The sequence below is a fragment of the Mesorhizobium sp. M1365 genome (assembly GCF_040317865.1).
In the GTDB taxonomy this organism is placed as follows: domain Bacteria; phylum Pseudomonadota; class Alphaproteobacteria; order Rhizobiales; family Rhizobiaceae; genus Mesorhizobium.
Window position 1 is genome coordinate 53,956 of sequence record NZ_JAMYLG010000027.1, and the last position, 14,535, is coordinate 68,490.

Sequence of the window (14,535 nt, forward strand, 5' to 3'; positions counted from 1 at the left end):
AATCGCACAGTCGCCCGCAAAGCTGCGAAGCAAGAGCCGTGCCGCGCCGAGATGTGCCGTTCAGGTACACCCGATGGGACGGCAAATGAGGGTCGCGATGAAGCAGGCAGCCGCCACTGAGGGCCCGCAACTCAGCGTCGTCGATTCGACGCTGATGAGGCGGGTGTTTTATGCATTCGCGACGCTGGCGCTGCTTTCGGTGGCGATCAGCCTCGGCGGCAAATGGTTCGGCCGCTCGATCGCCATGGCCGGGTACACCGACGACACCACGGTCCACAGGGTCGTCATCGGCAACAACGTCATCGCCGTGCCGGCCAATGTCATCCGCTTTGCCCAGGCCCGGCGCGACGGCATCGCCTCGCGACTCGACCTCTATCTGCGCTATCCCGAGATGGACGGCTACAGCGAGGCTGCCCGCAACGACTTCAACCACACCGGACCCAGCAAGGACATCGTCTTCCTGTCGTTCGAGCCGCAGATGATGTCGCGCGACATGAGCGGCCGCTTCGCGCCGATCTACAGCGCGCTGATCGCCAAGCCGGGTACGCCCGGCCCTGGCGGCACCACGCTTTACGCCTTCAGCGAAAAATCAGGCTATCTCAACGAAGTGCTGGCGGTCGCCGATCGCCCCGGCAAGGATCCGTTCGTCGCACGCTGCCTGAGCGGCCCGAGCGCGGACGAATCGCTGGCGCCCTGCGAACGCGACATCCTGGTCGGCGACAATCTCAGCCTCACCTACCGCTTCCCCCGGGAATTCCTGGGCGACTGGCAGGGGCTCGACGCGGCGATTTCTGCCGAAGCAGCGCGTGTGCAGAAGACCGGGCGATAAGCAACGAAACGAGCCGTTCCGTAGCGATCCTTCGCGCCCCTCTCTGTCCTGCCGGACATCTCCCCCACGAGGGGGGAGATCGGCCATCATCTTGGCTTTCGCCAATCTCCAATGTTGCAAGAAGAGCGCGGCGCCGAGGCTGCCCATCTCCCCCCTCCTGGGGGAGATGGGCAGGCCAGAGGGGCGCTGTCCCACCGGCGTCCTGCAAGGTTCCGTACCGCCGCAGCACTTGAGGCGTAGCGGGCAGCTAAACTCCCAGCTCAGGCCAGATCGATGTCGAGGATCGCCATCGAGAAATTATAGTCGCCGTCGTCCTCGTCCTTGAAGACGATGCCAAGGAACTCGTCTCCGACATAGACCTCGGCCGAATCTTCCTTGCGCGGCCGCGCCTTCACTTCGAGTTTAGGGTTCTGGAAGGTGCGCTTGAAATAGGCATCCAGCTTTCTGATTTCGTCCGGCTTCAACAGTCTTCTCCGATCGTCGGCTTCATCGTTTGAGCGCGCTTCTGGCACGTCGACAATGGCCATGTAAAGGCAAGCCGGCATGGGGGGCAGGAATTCAGCCCCTGCCCGAGCACTCAGATGTCGAAGCTGACGACGTGGTCCATCGTCTGCGATGGCAACAGCTGGTCCATCTGCCGCGAAGGCTGGTCGCAGCCGGTCTCGCCGACGACGCGGGCCGGCACGCCGGCAACCGTCTTGTTGTGCGGTACCGGCGACAGCACCACCGAGCCGGCCGCGATCTTCGAGCAATGGCCGATCTCGATGTTGCCGAGGATCTTGGCGCCGGCGCCGATCAGCACGCCGTAGCGGATCTTGGGATGGCGGTCGCCGCCGGCCTTGCCGGTGCCGCCCAGCGTCACGCCGTGCAGGATCGAGACGTCGTCCTCGATCACCGCCGTCTGGCCGACGACGAGGCCGGTGGCGTGGTCGAGGAAGATGCCCTTGCCGATGCGGGCAGCCGGATTGATGTCGGTCTGGAACACCGAGGACGACCGGCTCTGCAAATACAGCGCGAAGTCCTGACGGCCCTGGTTCCACAGCCAATGCGCCAGCCGGTGCGTCTGGATGGCGTGAAAACCCTTGAAGTAGAGCACCGGCATGATGAAGCGGTCGCATGCCGGATCACGGTCGTAATAGGCCTGGATATCGACGCGCACCGTCGTCGACCAGTCCTTGTCGTCGGCCGCCATCGCCTTGAACGTCTGGCGGATGAGGTCGGAGCCGATGTCCTGGTGGGCGAGGCGCTCGGCCAGCCGGTGAATGACCGCTTCTTCCAGGTTTTCCTGATTGAGGATGGTCGAATAGAGGAACGCCGCCAGCAGCGGATCGCGGTTGACCGCTTCCATCGCCTCGTCGCGGATCGAACGCCAGATCGGATCTACCGGCTGCACCCTGGTGGGACGGGAAATCGTAACGCTGTTCATCTGATGTCTCCGGCCATCCAATGTCTCGGCCATTCAATGTCTCGGTTGGCGGCTTGCCTATTCTCCGGCCGCACCTATAAGCCAGATCATAGCACGGGTGAACTCAATTTTCCTTAGTGCTTGGTGAAATGGATTTGGTGGCGGAATTTCAAGCAGCCATGGAAAACGCAACCTTGATGGACGAGACCCTGAAGCGCGAGCTTTCCGCGCTCTATGAGGCCGAAGATCGCCACTACCACGACCTTGGCCACATCGAGGCGATGCTGGCGCTGGCCAATGATTACAAGGCGTTGTTGCATGATCCTGAAGCAGTCGAGGCAGCGATCTGGTTTCACGACGCGATCTACGACAGCCGCGCCAAGGACAATGAGGCGAGGAGTGCCGCACTTGCCGAGGAAAAGCTCGCCGGTCGCGCCGATGCACAACGCCTCGGCCACATCGCGGCGATGATCACTGCCACCGCCGGCCACGAATTGCCGCCCCTTGGCGACCAGCATTCGGTTCGCGACGCGGCGCTGTTCCTCGACATGGACCTGGCGATCCTGGGTGCTGCGCCCGAGGCGTTCGACGCTTATGAACAGGCGGTCCGCCGCGAATATAAGTGGGTCGATGAGCCGATGTGGCGGGCCGGCCGTGCCGCAGTGCTAGAGGGCTTCCTCGCGCGTCCGCATATCTTCCACAGCGAGGAATTCCGCCGGCGCTTCGAAACCCAGGCCCGGCATAACATGGCGCGCTCGCTCAGGGCGCTGGGGCACAGCCCGCGCCGATCGTAGCCCGAAGCGTCGGCCACTTGCGTCCGGAAGATTTGCCCGAAATCACGTAAACGCGCCTATGGTCGATGCCATGGCCCACAGCATAAACACCCCGGCGGCAAGCGACGCGCCGTTAACCACGATGCCAGCCAGGCCGAGCAAACGATTGTCGTTTGGACGACCCAGCGCCATCAGCCCGAAGACCGCGCCGGTAAGATGCGCCAATGGCCCGACCAGGAAAAATACCGCCATGAAGAAGCCTGTCACACTGTGCTGGATAAGCACGGACGCGTCGCTGGGCATTGCCATCAACGCGGTGATCGCCATCGCGCCTGCCACCAATGCAGCCAGCGCTAGAACAACGGACCATTCGCCGAACCTGCTTTTCGCAACGACGCCCAGCAAAGCGGCGTCGCTTCTTCCCCATTGTGCCATCGTATCCCCTGCCCCTCGTTCAGCGCGTTGCGGGTTTGAACCGATCCACGCGTCACGCTTAGTTACTCCCGTATCGTTGCAAAACCGCTAAGAACCCCAGCTTCAGGCCCAATGGCCGCTTTTGGGCAGCCATCCATCAAAACCGATGCTCGGCATAAAACTCCAGCACGCGCTGCTTGAAGGTCTTGTCGCCGACCGCCAGCATATGGTCGCGGCCTTCGATGTGAAAAGCCCTGGCGTTCGGCATCAGGGCGGCGAGTTCATCCGGCGAGCCGCCGATGTCGTCCTTGGTTCCCACCGCAATCAAGGTCGGCTGGGCAATGCGGGCAATGTCGGCCTCGCTCAGCAATTCGCGCGAGGTGGCGATGCAGGCGGCGAGCGCGCGGCGATCGCTGCGGGTCTGATCGGCGAAGGCGCGGAACGAGCGGCCGCGCGGATCGCTGGTGCCTGACGGATCGTCGGCCAGAAGGGCGTCGGCTATCGGATCCCAATCGCCGACGCCGTCGACCATGCCGATGCCGAGACCGCCGAAGACCAGCGTCGCCACCTTGTCCGGGTCGGAGAGCGCCAGGAAGGCCGATATGCGCGCGCCCATCGAGTAACCCATGACATGAGCGCGTTCGATGCCGAGATGGTTCAAAAGCGCTGCCGCGTCCGACGCCATTTTTGCCGGCGTGTAGTCAGCTTCGTCATAGCTCTTCGACGACGAGCCATGGCCGCGATTATCGAAGGCGATCGCACGATAGCCGGCGTCGTTCAGCGTCTTGAACCAGCCGGGCGACACCCAGTTGACGTAATGGCTCGAGGCAAAGCCGTGGATCATCAGCACCGGATCGCCCTGCCCCGATGCCGGCTGGCGGTCAAGGAAAGCAAGGTCGAAACCGTCATGTGAGAAGAACTGCATCGGCTGAAGATCCTGCCCGCTCAGTCGGAATCGACACTCGGCGCATCGCCCTTGTCGGGCGGCGGCATGGCCGGCCCCGGCGCCGTGCCGATGGCCGGATGGCGCAGCAGGTCGCCGTCCTTAATGCCCTTTTTGGCGGCCGTGCCCGCCTTGAGCTCGAGCACGAAGCGCACCGGTTCGTCCGGCGAGATGATCGCCTCCGACTGCGGCTCGCCTTGCTCGATCGCCCGGATCCGGCCGTCCTGTCCGACGAAGATCAGGTCGAGCGGCATCGGCGTGTTCTTCATCCAGAAACTCACATCCTGCGGCGCGCCGAACACGAACAGCATGCCGTGATTGTCGGCCATGTGCCGGCGGAACATCAGCCCGGCTTCGCGCTCGGCGGGCGTGTCGGCGATTTCCACGGAAAAAGAACGCTCGCCGGCCTTCGTCACCGCGACCAGCGGCGCCGGGTCGACGGGAAGGATCATCGCCTTGCCGTCGGCGGAACTCGGTTGCTGAAAATAGAAGAACGCACTTGCGGCGACGATGAGGAAAATCCCGGCGCAGAGCGCGCCCGCCGTCAGCCGGTTGCTGTGAACCATATGAAATCCTCGGCCGGAACTAATGCGAGACCGGCAAGGTACCCATATCGGGGTGAATTTCGGCAGCCATAAGGCCTTTGTCGCCGCGTCCGAAGCGGACCAGCACCACCTGGCCCGGCCGGAGTTCGGTGATGCCGTAGCGGCGCAGCGTCTCCATGTGGACGAAAATGTCCTCGGTGCCCTCGCCCCGGGTCAGAAAGCCGAACCCCTTGGTGCGGTTGAACCATTTGACCAGCGCCCGTTCGAGGCCGCTTTCCGGCGTCACCGCGACATGGGTGCGCTGCTCCTGCAGCTCCGCCGGATGCACCGCCGTGGTGACATCCATCGAGAGCACGCGGAAGGCCTGCAACCCGCGCTCGCCCTGCTTGACCAGGCAGACGACACGGGCGCCTTCCAGGGCGGTCTGAAAACCGTCCTTTCGAAGGCATGTCACATGGAGGAGGATGTCGCCCGAAGTACCATCATCGGGAAGGATGAAACCGTAGCCCTTGGCCACGTCGAACCATTTGATGGCGCCGGCGATTTCGATGAGATCGGCCGTATCGGCGCTCTCATCCCGCTTCAACGCATCGTTACCGGCCCCGTCCCGCCCCATGAAAGAGGCCTTTTCCCCCATAAGAACGCCCCCTTTTTTCAACAAACACCGCAACTGATTCTTGGTATCAGATTAACACCGCGGCTTCCGGTGTGTGCAAGACCTGACGTGCCTTTTTTCACGGTTCCGTACAGGAATAGCGGATTTGCCGTTTGCCGGCGCCGGCAAGCGTGGCCAATTGCCCTTTGGCCGGGCCGCCCCTATGTTGCGCCGCAACGCAACATAAGGAGGAAATCATGCGCTATCTGCACACCATGGTCCGTGTCGCCGACATCGATGCTTCGCTCGATTTCTACTGCAACAAGCTTGGCCTCAAGGAAGTGCGCCGCCATGAAAACGAGCAAGGCCGCTACACGCTGATCTTCCTTGCCGCCCCCGAAGACGAGCAAAGCGGCATCAGCGAGAAAGCGCCGCTGGTCGAGCTGACCTACAATTGGGACCCGGAAGACTACAAGGGCGGCCGCAATTTCGGCCATCTCGCCTATGAGGTCGACGACATCTACGCCACCTGTCAGCGGCTGATGGACAAGGGCGTTACCATCAACCGGCCGCCGCGCGACGGCAACATGGCGTTCGTCAAATCGCCGGACGGCATCTCGATCGAGCTGTTGCAGAAAGGTCCGGCCAAGCCGAAGGCCGAGCCGTGGGCGTCGATGCCGAACACCGGCAGCTGGTAACCGATCACGCCATCTTGAACGGACGCAGGCGGGCCCTGGTTCGGTTTTCGCGTCCGCATTCCCAAGGAGAATTCATTCATGCCGGCCAGCCATGTCGACGTCGCCACCGAACACGCCAGCCGCTATCTGCAGCAGCTGTGCAAACATTGGGCGCACAAGTTCCCCGTCGAATTCGACCCGAACCACGGCACCATCGATCTGACGCTCGGCCGCACGGTTCTCGATGCCGACCCGGCTGCGCTGCACATTGCCGTGACGACCGATGAAGCCGGGTCGCTCGAGCGCCTGGAAACGGTCGTCGCCGAGCACATCAAGCGCTTCGCCTTCCGTGAAGAGCTGGCATTCGACTGGAAACGCGCTCCGACCGCGTAGACGACCTGTCAACCGCCGGCCTTGGCCATGTCCAGCAGCATCAGCACGGTGCGCCAATTGCGCGCCGTGCCCGGCACCTTCAGAACGCGCGGAATTTGATTGGCAAACACGGATTTGCCGAGCCCGTCAGGCGCATGCAGGTAGAGCACGTCGCCCTTGATCTCGAAGCGTTCTGGCCCGGTGCATTTTTCCGCCAGCCGGGCGACCTCCTCGGCGGTCGGCCGGCGCTCCAGCGCATAGGCATGCAGCTTGGTCGGCTCGCCGGCCACTTCCGGATAGGGATTGTCCGCCGCCAGCCGCTCGAGCCAGCCGAGATCGCGCACCATGATGCGTGAATGGAACCCCCATTTCTTCTCGAATTCCGCTTCCAACCGCTTGGTCAGCGTCGCCGCATCGCCATCTGGCGACCGGAACACGGCGTTGCCGCTCTGCACATAGGTGGCGACATCGGAGAAGCCGAGCTGCTCCAAAAATGACCTGAGTTCCGCCATCTTAACGATGCGGTTGCCGCCGACATTGATGCCGGAAAACAGCGCGATAAAAACCTTCGCCGGAGCGTTCGGAAGATCGTTGCTGCTCATATGATGAACCCGGCGAGCGTCTCGTTGTCTGTGATGTCCTGGTAATGGACGCTCTCGGCGTCGAAATTCGCCTTGAGCAGGTCGAAATTGCGGCGGTCCTTGGTTTCGATGCCGATCAGCACCGAACCGAAATTGCGCGCCGATTTCTTCAGATATTCGAAGCGGGCGATGTCGTCGTCGGGACCCAGCAATTCGAGGAAATCGCGCAGCGCGCCGGGCCGTTGCGGAAAGCGGATGATGAAGTATTTCTTCAAGCCCTCGAAGCGCAGCGCCCGTTCCTTCACATCCGGCAGCCGCTCGAAATCGAAATTGCCGCCCGACACCACGGCGACGATGGTCTTGCCCCTGATTTCCTTCCTGGAAAAATCCTTGAGCGCATCGATCGCCAGCGCGCCGGCCGGCTCGAGCACGACGCCTTCGACATTGAGCATTTCGATCATGGTTGCGCAGAGCCGGTTTTCCGGGATCAGCCGCACGGTGTCGGCGGCAAACTCCTTCAGGTGGCGCAACGGCTCGCGGCCGATCTCGGCCACTGCTGCGCCGTCGACGAAATTGTCGACCTTGGCGAGCTTGATCCGCTTTCCGGCGGCAAGGCTCTCGCTCAAACTCGGGGCGCCGGCCGGCTCGCAAAAGACGAAGCGCGTTTCGCGGTGCTGGTCGGCGAAATAATGGGTGACGCCGGCGGCCAGGCCGCCGCCGCCGACCGGCAGCATGACGATATCAGCCATGCGCGCGCCGGCCATCTGGCCTGATATCTCATAGGCGACGGTCGCCTGCCCTTCGATGATGTCCTTGTGGTCGAACGGCGGCACCATGTGGGCGCCGGCAGTTTCGGTGAATTCAAGTGCCGCGCGGTAGCAGTCGTCGAAGAAATCGCCGACCAGCCTGATCTCGACGAACGCGCCGCCGAACAGCCGCGTCTTGTCGATCTTCTGCTGCGGCGTCGTCACCGGCATGAAGACGACGCCCTTCTTGCCGAAATGGCGGCAGACGAAGGCAAAGCCCTGCGCATGATTGCCGGCCGAGGCGCAGACAAACAGCTCGGCAGCGTTGCCGGCGGCGAGCATCTTGCGGAAGAAGTTGAAGGCGCCCCGGATCTTGTAGGAGCGCACCGGCGTCAGGTCCTCGCGCTTCAGCAGCACCCGCGCGCCGGTCTTCTTCGACAGATAGTCGTTTTCCTGCAGCGGCGTCTCCGGAAAGATCTCGCGGATCGCGGCAGCGGCGGCAGCGACGCGAGAGGAGAAACTGGTCATGGCTGGAGCACCCCACAGGCTAGGCGAATTCGGTCCCGCTATTGCATATCCGGCCTCGCGAAGCCATTGTCCGGCCACCCGAAAGGGTGTTCCCAAAACCTCGTTGGCCGTTAGGAGCGTGTGTTCATGCCTGTCGCATCGGTGGCCCAGAAAACCGTGTCGCTGCCGGAGTTCGGCGAGCCGACGGTGATGCCGCTGGTTACGCGCGCCACCTATGAGGCCCGCATAGCGGCACTGGTCGCGCGCGGCGGGTTCGATGCCTTCGTCGTCTATGGCGATCGCGAACATGCGGCCAATGTCGCCTACCTCTGCGGCTACGATCCGCGCTTCGAGGAGACGCTGCTGGTCATCGTTCCCGGTAAGCCGCCGAAACTGCTGGTCGGCAATGAGGGCTGGGGCTATGCCGAGATCTGCGACGGGCCGTACGAGCGCGTGCTCTACCAGACGTTTTCGCTGCCGGCGCAGCCGCGCGACCGCTCGCAAGCGCTGGCCGACATCCTCGTCGGTTGCGGCCTGAAAGCCGGCCAGCGCATCGGCGCCATCGGCTGGAAGCCGTTCGGCCCCGGCGATGCGGGTTTTGGCGAAACGACGCTCGACCTGCCGTCCTTCATCGCCGACACGTTGCGCAGCCTTGCCGGCGATAGGGGCGTGATCGTCAACGCGGCGAACCTTTTGATGAACCCTGCCGACGGCCTGCGCGCCATCAACGAGGCCGACCAACTGGCCGCGTTCGAATTCGCCGCGACCTATTCCTCGCAAGGCCTGCGCAATGTCCTGCAAGGCATCGAACCCGGCATGACCGAATTGCAGGCGGCGCGGCTGATGGGCATCAACGGCCTGCCGCAATGCTGCCACCCGATGCTGTCGGCCGGCGGGCGGGCGGCCTATGGCCTGCCGAGCCCGCGTCTTGACGTCATCAAGCGCGGCGACCCGATCACCATGGCCTATGGCATCCAGGGCTCGCTCAATGCCCGCGCCGGTTTTCTGGTCGAGGACGCGGCCGAGCTTCCGAGGGGCATCCAGGACTATGTCGAGAAGCTAGTCGCGCCCTATTTCTGCGCCGTCGTCGACTGGTACGAGACGGTCGGCATCGGCGTTCCCGGCGGCGCGTTGTGGCAAGCTGTGCACGAGCGCATCGGCGATCGGTTCTTCGGCGTAGCGCTCAACCCCGGCCATCTCATCCATATCGACGAATGGATGCATTCGCCGGTATTTTCCGGCTCCGACATCAGATTGAAGTCGGGCATGGCCTTGCAGGTCGACATCATCCCGGCGACCGGCACCGATTATTTCACCACAAACATCGAGGACGGCATCGCGCTGGCCGACGAGGCGCTGCGCGAAGAGATCGCGGCGCGCTATCCCGAAGCCTGGCGCCGCATCGAGGCGCGCCGCGCCTTCATGCGCGACGTGCTTGGCATAAGGCTGAAGCCGGAAGTGCTGCCGTTTTCCAACATTCCGGCGTTCCTGCCGCCGTTCTGGCTTTCGCGCAACAGTGCGATGGCAGTCGCGGGGCGCTGAGCGCATTTCGGGCGCCTGCGACTTACTTCTGCCGCACTTCGCCTGTCCGGGAGGTGCGGCGGAGGTGGATGGGCCTTTGGTCAGGCCGGAGTGGAATTGCTTAAGTGCCCTTGAAGACGATTTGCATCATTGTCCTTGCCGCGTTGCTCGCCGGCTGCGGCGGCCGCCAAACCGAGGAACTGCTCGGCAGCGCCATGATGGCGGTGCCGGTGACGGAAATCGCCGGCAATCACTCGATCTTCATCGCCACGACGCGCAAGCGCTCCGACGATCCCAACAAGGTCTTCGACGGCGAGCGTTCGGCGACGCTGAACTATGCCCGCGTCAACGTCACCGTCCCCGGCATCCACAAGACAGGCCAGATCGAGCGGCGCTCACGCGGCAAGTCGGACGATCCGGCCAAATACTTCATGGCTTCCGAGGTCGTCGGCTACGACACCCAGCCGAAATTCTCCAGCGCCCTCAGCGCCGACATCGCGGCGCGCGGCGGCCGTGTCATGGTCTTCGTCCACGGCTACAACACCGGCTTCGACGACGCCGTCTACCGCGTCACGCAGATCACCCATGATTCCGGCTATCCGGGCACGCCGGTGCTGTTTTCCTGGGCGTCGGGCGCCAAGACCACCGACTACGTCTACGACAAAGAAAGCGCCAGCGTTGCCCGCGACCAGCTGGAAGTGACGCTGAGAATGCTGGCGCAGACCGGCGCACGGCGCATCGACATCGTCGCCCATTCGCTGGGGACCTGGGTTACCATGGAGGCGTTGCGCCAGCTCGCCATCACCGGCGACCGTGATCTGGGCGGCAAGCTAGGCGACGTCGTGCTGGCCTCGCCCGATATCGACGTCGACGTGTTCAAGAGCCAGATGCGCCGCTACGGCAAGCCGGACAAGCCGTTCATCCTGCTGCTCTCCGACGACGACCGGGCGCTGCGGCTCTCCGGCCTGATCGCCGGTGCGCGGCCGCGCGTCGGCGACTACAAGAACGCCGCCGACCTCGCCAGCTATGGCGTGTCGGTGGTTGATCTCTCCAGCGTCAAGGGAACCGACCGCTTCAACCACACCAAATTCGCCGATAATCCGGAATTGGTGCAGTTGATCGGCCAGAAGCTGCGCGAGGATGACGGGTTTGCCAGCGACCGCGAGGTGACAGACCGCATCGCCTCGGTCGGACAATAGCTGCATTGCGCGGCAGCGACCGTTGACCATTGCCGCACCATCGGAACAGTTTGAACTGGACCGTGCCGGCCTCTGCCTCTATCGAATAGGCCAAGACGTCTCCGGCTCGACGTCGCCTTTGCGGGAGCCCGCGTGATCGTGCCTTCGAAGATCTTTCTCGTCGTTGCGTTCACGCTCGCGGTTACCGGCTGCGCCGGCCAGAACACGCACGATCTGCTCAACAAGACGACGATCATCGTGCCTGCTTCGGACATTGCGGCGACGCACAAGATCTTCGTCGCCACAACCCGGCAAAAGGCAATGAAAGAGCCGCGGCAGGTGTTCGACGGCGACCGTTCGCCGACCACCAGCTTTGCCAGCGTCGAGGTGACGGTGCCCAAAATCCACCAGCTCGGCGCCATCGAGCGGGTCAAGGGCTCGGCCAACAGCAATCCGGCGAAGGATTTCACGGCGACCGGCGTCACCTTCTACGAAGGCGCGCCGCAATTCGCCAAGGCGGTCGGCGCCGACATCGCCATGCGCGGCGACCGCGCGCTGGTTTTCGTGCACGGCTTCAACAACGGCTTCGATGACGGTATCTACCGGCTGACGCAGATCGCGCACGATACGAAATACCCAGGCACGCCGGTGCTGTTTTCGTGGGCGTCGAGCGGCACGACGACCGGCTACATCTACGACAAGGAAAGCGCCAGTGCGGCGCGCGACGATCTCGAAGCGACGCTGCGCATGCTCGCCAAGAGCCGCGCCAAGAGCATCGACATCATTGCCCATTCGATGGGGACCTGGGTGACCATGGAAGCGTTGCGCCAGCTTGCCATCACCGGCGACCGCGACCTCGGCGGCAAGCTCGGCTACGTCATCCTGGCCTCACCCGATATCGACGTCGACGTGTTCAAGAAGCAGATGATCCGCTACGGCAAGCCCGACAAGCCGTTCGCCGTGCTGCTTTCGGGCGACGACCGGGCGCTCAGGCTGTCGACCCTGATCTCCGGCGACAAGCCACGCGTCGGCGACTATGGCGACGCGGCCGACCTCGCCAGCTATGGCGTCTCGGTGGTCGACCTGACCAAAACCAAGGGCGGCGACCGGCTGAACCACGCCAAATTCGCCGACAACCCGTTCCTGGTGCAGCTGCTCGGCGACCGCCTGCGCGCCCCGGCCGGCCTCGCCTCCGAAGAGACCGCGCCGGCCCAGCTCGACAATCTCGGCCAGGGCCTCGGCAAGGCCGTCGGCTCGGTCGCCGAAATCGTCATCACCACGCCGTTCAAGGTGCTGACCATCGCCACCGGCGGGTGAGCCGACCTCTGCTGCCAATCGCGCCGGTGATTGGTAGCTGTCAACAAAAACGCTCTGCAGCGATCCTTCGCGCCCCCCTCTGTCCTGCCGGACAGAGGGGGCGCTGTCCCTCCAGGGTTCAGTGATTCTTCAAACGAACAAATCAACCTTCTGAAAAGTCGTCACGTCGATCAGGCCGACGTCGGAAATTCTGAGCTCGGGGATGACGACCAGCGCCAGCAGCGAGTGCTGCATGTAGGCGTTGTTGAGCGAGCAGCCCATCTGCCGCATTGCATCGCTGAGTTTGTCGGCCTTGGCGGCGACGATTTCGGCGCGCTCGTCCGACATCAGCCCGGCGATCCGCATTTCGACCAGCGCCAGCTCCTTGCCGTTGGAAAACAGCACGACGCCGCCGCCGACCTCGCCTAGCCGGTTCACGGCCAGAGCCATGTCCTGCTTGTTGGTGCCGACGACGATGATGTGGTGGGCATCGTGGGCCACGCTCGACGCCATGGCGCAGTCGCCGATGTAGCCGAAGCCGGAGACGAAGGCGTTGGTGACGCCGCCGGTGCCCTTGTGGCGTTCGACCAGCGCGATCTGGCAGACATCGTTGCGACGGTCCATGGCGACCAGCCCGTCCTCGACGGCAAGATCGGCCTCCAGCGCCCGCGTCGGCGCCTGGTTTTCGATGACGCCGATGACCCGCACCCGCACCTCGTTGGCGCCCAGGGGTGCGGCGATGTCGAAATCGCCTGCCTTGAGCTTCCTGCCGAGCTTGACGGTGTTCTTCGCCGTCTTCGGATAGTCGTAGGCCGGAATGTCGATTTCGAGCTTGCCGCCCTTGGCCAGCCTGACGCCGCGGCCATAGACCTCGTCGATGGTCATTTCGGCGAGGTCGGAGACGATCAGCAGATCGGCGAGCCGTCCCGGCGCGATCGAGCCGATCTCGCGCTCCAGCCGGAAATGCTGGGCGGTGTTGAGCGTCGCCATCTGGATCGCCGTCACCGGCGTCAGCCCTTGGCTGATGGCGTGGCGCACGACCCGGTCCATATGGCCTTCGTGCACCAGCGTACCGGAATGGCTGTCGTCGGTGCACAGGATGAAGTTGCGCGGGTCGAGGCCGCTCTCGGTCACCGCCTTGATCTGCGAGGCCACGTCGTACCAGGCCGAGCCCAGCCGCAGCATCGCCTTCATGCCCTGGCGGACGCGCGCGATGGCGTCCTCGGCGCGCGTGCCTTCGTGGTCATCCTCCGGGCCGCCGGCGACGTAGCCGTGAAACGGCAGGCCGAGATCGCGCGAGGCATAATGCCCGCCGACGGTCTTGCCGGCCCTCACCGTCGCCGCGATCTCGCCCGACATCACCGGATCGTTGGCGGCGACGCCCGGAAAATTCATCACCTCGCCGAGCCCGATGATGTTTTCCCAGGTCATCGCTTCGGCAACGTCGGCGACGGTCAGCTCGGCGCCGGCATGCTCCAGCCCCGGTGCCGAAGGCACGCAGGACGGCATCTGCACAAGCACGTTGACCGGCATGGCGACGGCCTCGTCGTGCATCAGCCGCACGCCCGGCAGGCCGAGCACGTTGGCGATCTCATGCGGATCGATGAACATCGAAGTTGTGCCATGCGGGATCACCGCGCGGCAGAATTCCGTCACCGTCACCATGCCGCTCTCGACATGCATATGCGCGTCGCAAAGCCCCGGCACCAGATAGCGGCCGCCGGCATCGACCACCTTAGTGCCCTGGCCGATGGCATGGCCGGCGTTCGGCCCGCAATAGGCAAAGCGGCCGCCGGCAATGGCAATGTCGGTGCCGGCGATGATCTCGCCCGAATGGACGTTGACCCAGCGCCCGTTGCGGATGACGAGATCGGCGGGTTTGCGACCCATAGCGACATCGACCAGATGCGTCGCCATCTCAGCCCAGGGTTTTGGTTTCGTCGCATTGGCGGTCTTCGGCATCAACAGGCTCCTCTTTGCCCGACTGTGCCAAGCCGCGAGGATTTTGACCAGCGAGGAAGTAAGCGCGGACGGCGAAGTTGCAGATCTCCCCCCTCGAGGCAGGGCTATCGCATTTGGATTCTTACGAAGATGGACCCCCACCCTAACCCTCCCCACAAGGGGGAGGGAATGCTGCCGCGCGCCCTTACTTC

Annotated in this window: 16 protein-coding genes; 7 read left to right on the forward strand and 9 right to left on the reverse strand. The window is 63.8% G+C overall.

Features of this window, described 5'->3' with window-relative positions; all coding sequences use genetic code 11:
• The first annotated feature begins 97 nt into the window (after nt 1-97).
• Nucleotides 98-829 carry a hypothetical protein gene (locus tag NKH04_RS23635; RefSeq protein WP_352684867.1) on the forward strand — a complete coding sequence of 244 codons (732 nt, stop codon included), beginning with the start codon at nt 98-100 and terminating at the stop codon, nt 827-829.
• 260 nt (nt 830-1,089) lie between these two features.
• On the opposite strand, the gene NKH04_RS23640 is transcribed toward NKH04_RS23635, so the two are convergent.
• Both NKH04_RS23640 and cysE read right to left on the reverse strand, forming a co-directional pair.
• On the reverse strand, nt 1,090-1,293 hold the full coding sequence (locus NKH04_RS23640) for a DUF3126 family protein (protein WP_023674799.1): 204 nt from the start codon (nt 1,291-1,293) through the stop codon (nt 1,090-1,092).
• Between the two features lie 113 nt (nt 1,294-1,406).
• Entirely contained in the window at nt 1,407-2,255 is an 849-nt protein-coding gene (cysE, locus tag NKH04_RS23645; RefSeq protein WP_023717455.1) for a serine O-acetyltransferase, read from the reverse strand.
• A 158-nt stretch (nt 2,256-2,413) separates the two neighbouring features.
• Between cysE and NKH04_RS23650 the strand changes: the two genes are divergently transcribed.
• Nucleotides 2,414-3,028, forward strand: coding sequence for an HD domain-containing protein (locus NKH04_RS23650; RefSeq protein WP_352472742.1), 615 nt, complete (start codon nt 2,414-2,416; stop codon nt 3,026-3,028).
• Between the two features lie 42 nt (nt 3,029-3,070).
• Here the strand turns inward: NKH04_RS23650 and NKH04_RS23655 are convergent, their stop codons facing one another.
• The 4 genes from NKH04_RS23655 to NKH04_RS23670 form a co-directional block, all read right to left on the reverse strand.
• Nucleotides 3,071-3,442: a hypothetical protein gene (locus NKH04_RS23655; RefSeq protein ID WP_352472741.1), complete on the reverse strand. Its 372-nt coding sequence runs from the start codon at nt 3,440-3,442 to the stop codon at nt 3,071-3,073.
• Nucleotides 3,443-3,578: 136 nt separating this feature from the next.
• Entirely contained in the window at nt 3,579-4,346 is a 768-nt protein-coding gene (locus NKH04_RS23660; protein ID WP_352970514.1) for an alpha/beta fold hydrolase, read from the reverse strand.
• A gap of 20 nt (nt 4,347-4,366) precedes the next feature.
• Nucleotides 4,367-4,930: a DUF192 domain-containing protein gene (locus NKH04_RS23665; protein ID WP_352970512.1), complete on the reverse strand. Its 564-nt coding sequence runs from the start codon at nt 4,928-4,930 to the stop codon at nt 4,367-4,369.
• Between the two features lie 19 nt (nt 4,931-4,949).
• On the reverse strand, nt 4,950-5,525 hold the full coding sequence (locus tag NKH04_RS23670) for a cold-shock protein (protein ID WP_352541457.1): 576 nt from the start codon (nt 5,523-5,525) through the stop codon (nt 4,950-4,952).
• Nucleotides 5,526-5,761: 236 nt separating this feature from the next.
• On the opposite strand from NKH04_RS23670, the gene gloA reads away from it, so the two are divergent.
• On the forward strand, nt 5,762-6,202 hold the full coding sequence (gloA, locus tag NKH04_RS23675; RefSeq protein WP_352541390.1) for a lactoylglutathione lyase: 441 nt from the start codon (nt 5,762-5,764) through the stop codon (nt 6,200-6,202).
• A 78-nt stretch (nt 6,203-6,280) separates the two neighbouring features.
• Nucleotides 6,281-6,574, forward strand: a complete 294-nt coding sequence (locus NKH04_RS23680) for a DUF2218 domain-containing protein (protein ID WP_352472739.1) — start codon at nt 6,281-6,283, stop codon at nt 6,572-6,574.
• Nucleotides 6,575-6,582: 8 nt separating this feature from the next.
• On the opposite strand, the gene NKH04_RS23685 is transcribed toward NKH04_RS23680, so the two are convergent.
• Both NKH04_RS23685 and ilvA read right to left on the reverse strand, forming a co-directional pair.
• Nucleotides 6,583-7,155 carry a DUF1697 domain-containing protein gene (locus NKH04_RS23685; RefSeq protein ID WP_352874318.1) on the reverse strand — a complete coding sequence of 191 codons (573 nt, stop codon included), beginning with the start codon at nt 7,153-7,155 and terminating at the stop codon, nt 6,583-6,585.
• Complete coding sequence (gene ilvA, locus NKH04_RS23690; protein ID WP_353045050.1) at nt 7,152-8,408, reverse strand: threonine ammonia-lyase IlvA; 1,257 nt, start codon at nt 8,406-8,408, stop codon at nt 7,152-7,154. The genes NKH04_RS23685 and ilvA overlap by 4 nt, the downstream gene beginning before the upstream one ends.
• 126 nt (nt 8,409-8,534) lie before the next feature.
• Between ilvA and NKH04_RS23695 the strand changes: the two genes are divergently transcribed.
• The 3 genes from NKH04_RS23695 to NKH04_RS23705 all read left to right on the forward strand — a co-directional run bounded on the left by NKH04_RS23695 (nt 8,535) and on the right by NKH04_RS23705 (nt 12,403).
• A complete protein-coding gene (locus NKH04_RS23695; protein ID WP_353045051.1) occupies nt 8,535-9,929 on the forward strand; it encodes a hypothetical protein in 1,395 nt (464 codons plus the stop codon).
• A 104-nt stretch (nt 9,930-10,033) separates the two neighbouring features.
• Nucleotides 10,034-11,107, forward strand: a complete 1,074-nt coding sequence (locus tag NKH04_RS23700; RefSeq protein ID WP_352451120.1) for an alpha/beta hydrolase — start codon at nt 10,034-10,036, stop codon at nt 11,105-11,107.
• A gap of 132 nt (nt 11,108-11,239) precedes the next feature.
• Nucleotides 11,240-12,403, forward strand: coding sequence for an alpha/beta hydrolase (locus tag NKH04_RS23705; RefSeq protein WP_352874314.1), 1,164 nt, complete (start codon nt 11,240-11,242; stop codon nt 12,401-12,403).
• 129 nt (nt 12,404-12,532) lie between these two features.
• Here the strand turns inward: NKH04_RS23705 and ade are convergent, their stop codons facing one another.
• Nucleotides 12,533-14,344, reverse strand: a complete 1,812-nt coding sequence (ade, locus tag NKH04_RS23710) for an adenine deaminase (RefSeq protein ID WP_353045052.1) — start codon at nt 14,342-14,344, stop codon at nt 12,533-12,535.
• Between the last annotated feature and the right edge of the window lie 191 nt (nt 14,345-14,535).

Excerpts from the sequence above, each read along its gene's own strand:
- NKH04_RS23650 (WP_352472742.1), top strand. The coding sequence starts at position 2,414 with ATGGAAAACGCAACCTTGATGGACGAGACCCTGAAGCGCGAGCTTTCC.
- NKH04_RS23680 (WP_352472739.1), top strand. The coding sequence starts at position 6,281 with ATGCCGGCCAGCCATGTCGACGTCGCCACCGAACACGCCAGCCGCTAT.
- NKH04_RS23695 (WP_353045051.1), top strand. The coding sequence starts at position 8,535 with ATGCCTGTCGCATCGGTGGCCCAGAAAACCGTGTCGCTGCCGGAGTTC.
- NKH04_RS23685 (WP_352874318.1), bottom strand. The coding sequence starts at position 7,155 with ATGAGCAGCAACGATCTTCCGAACGCTCCGGCGAAGGTTTTTATCGCG.
- ilvA (WP_353045050.1), bottom strand. The coding sequence starts at position 8,408 with ATGACCAGTTTCTCCTCTCGCGTCGCTGCCGCCGCTGCCGCGATCCGC.
- NKH04_RS23660 (WP_352970514.1), bottom strand. The coding sequence starts at position 4,346 with ATGCAGTTCTTCTCACATGACGGTTTCGACCTTGCTTTCCTTGACCGC.
- NKH04_RS23635 (WP_352684867.1), top strand. The coding sequence starts at position 98 with ATGAAGCAGGCAGCCGCCACTGAGGGCCCGCAACTCAGCGTCGTCGAT.
- gloA (WP_352541390.1), top strand. The coding sequence starts at position 5,762 with ATGCGCTATCTGCACACCATGGTCCGTGTCGCCGACATCGATGCTTCG.
- ade (WP_353045052.1), bottom strand. The coding sequence starts at position 14,344 with ATGCCGAAGACCGCCAATGCGACGAAACCAAAACCCTGGGCTGAGATG.
- cysE (WP_023717455.1), bottom strand. The coding sequence starts at position 2,255 with ATGAACAGCGTTACGATTTCCCGTCCCACCAGGGTGCAGCCGGTAGAT.
- NKH04_RS23655 (WP_352472741.1), bottom strand. The coding sequence starts at position 3,442 with ATGGCACAATGGGGAAGAAGCGACGCCGCTTTGCTGGGCGTCGTTGCG.
- NKH04_RS23665 (WP_352970512.1), bottom strand. The coding sequence starts at position 4,930 with ATGGTTCACAGCAACCGGCTGACGGCGGGCGCGCTCTGCGCCGGGATT.
- NKH04_RS23670 (WP_352541457.1), bottom strand. The coding sequence starts at position 5,525 with ATGGGGCGGGACGGGGCCGGTAACGATGCGTTGAAGCGGGATGAGAGC.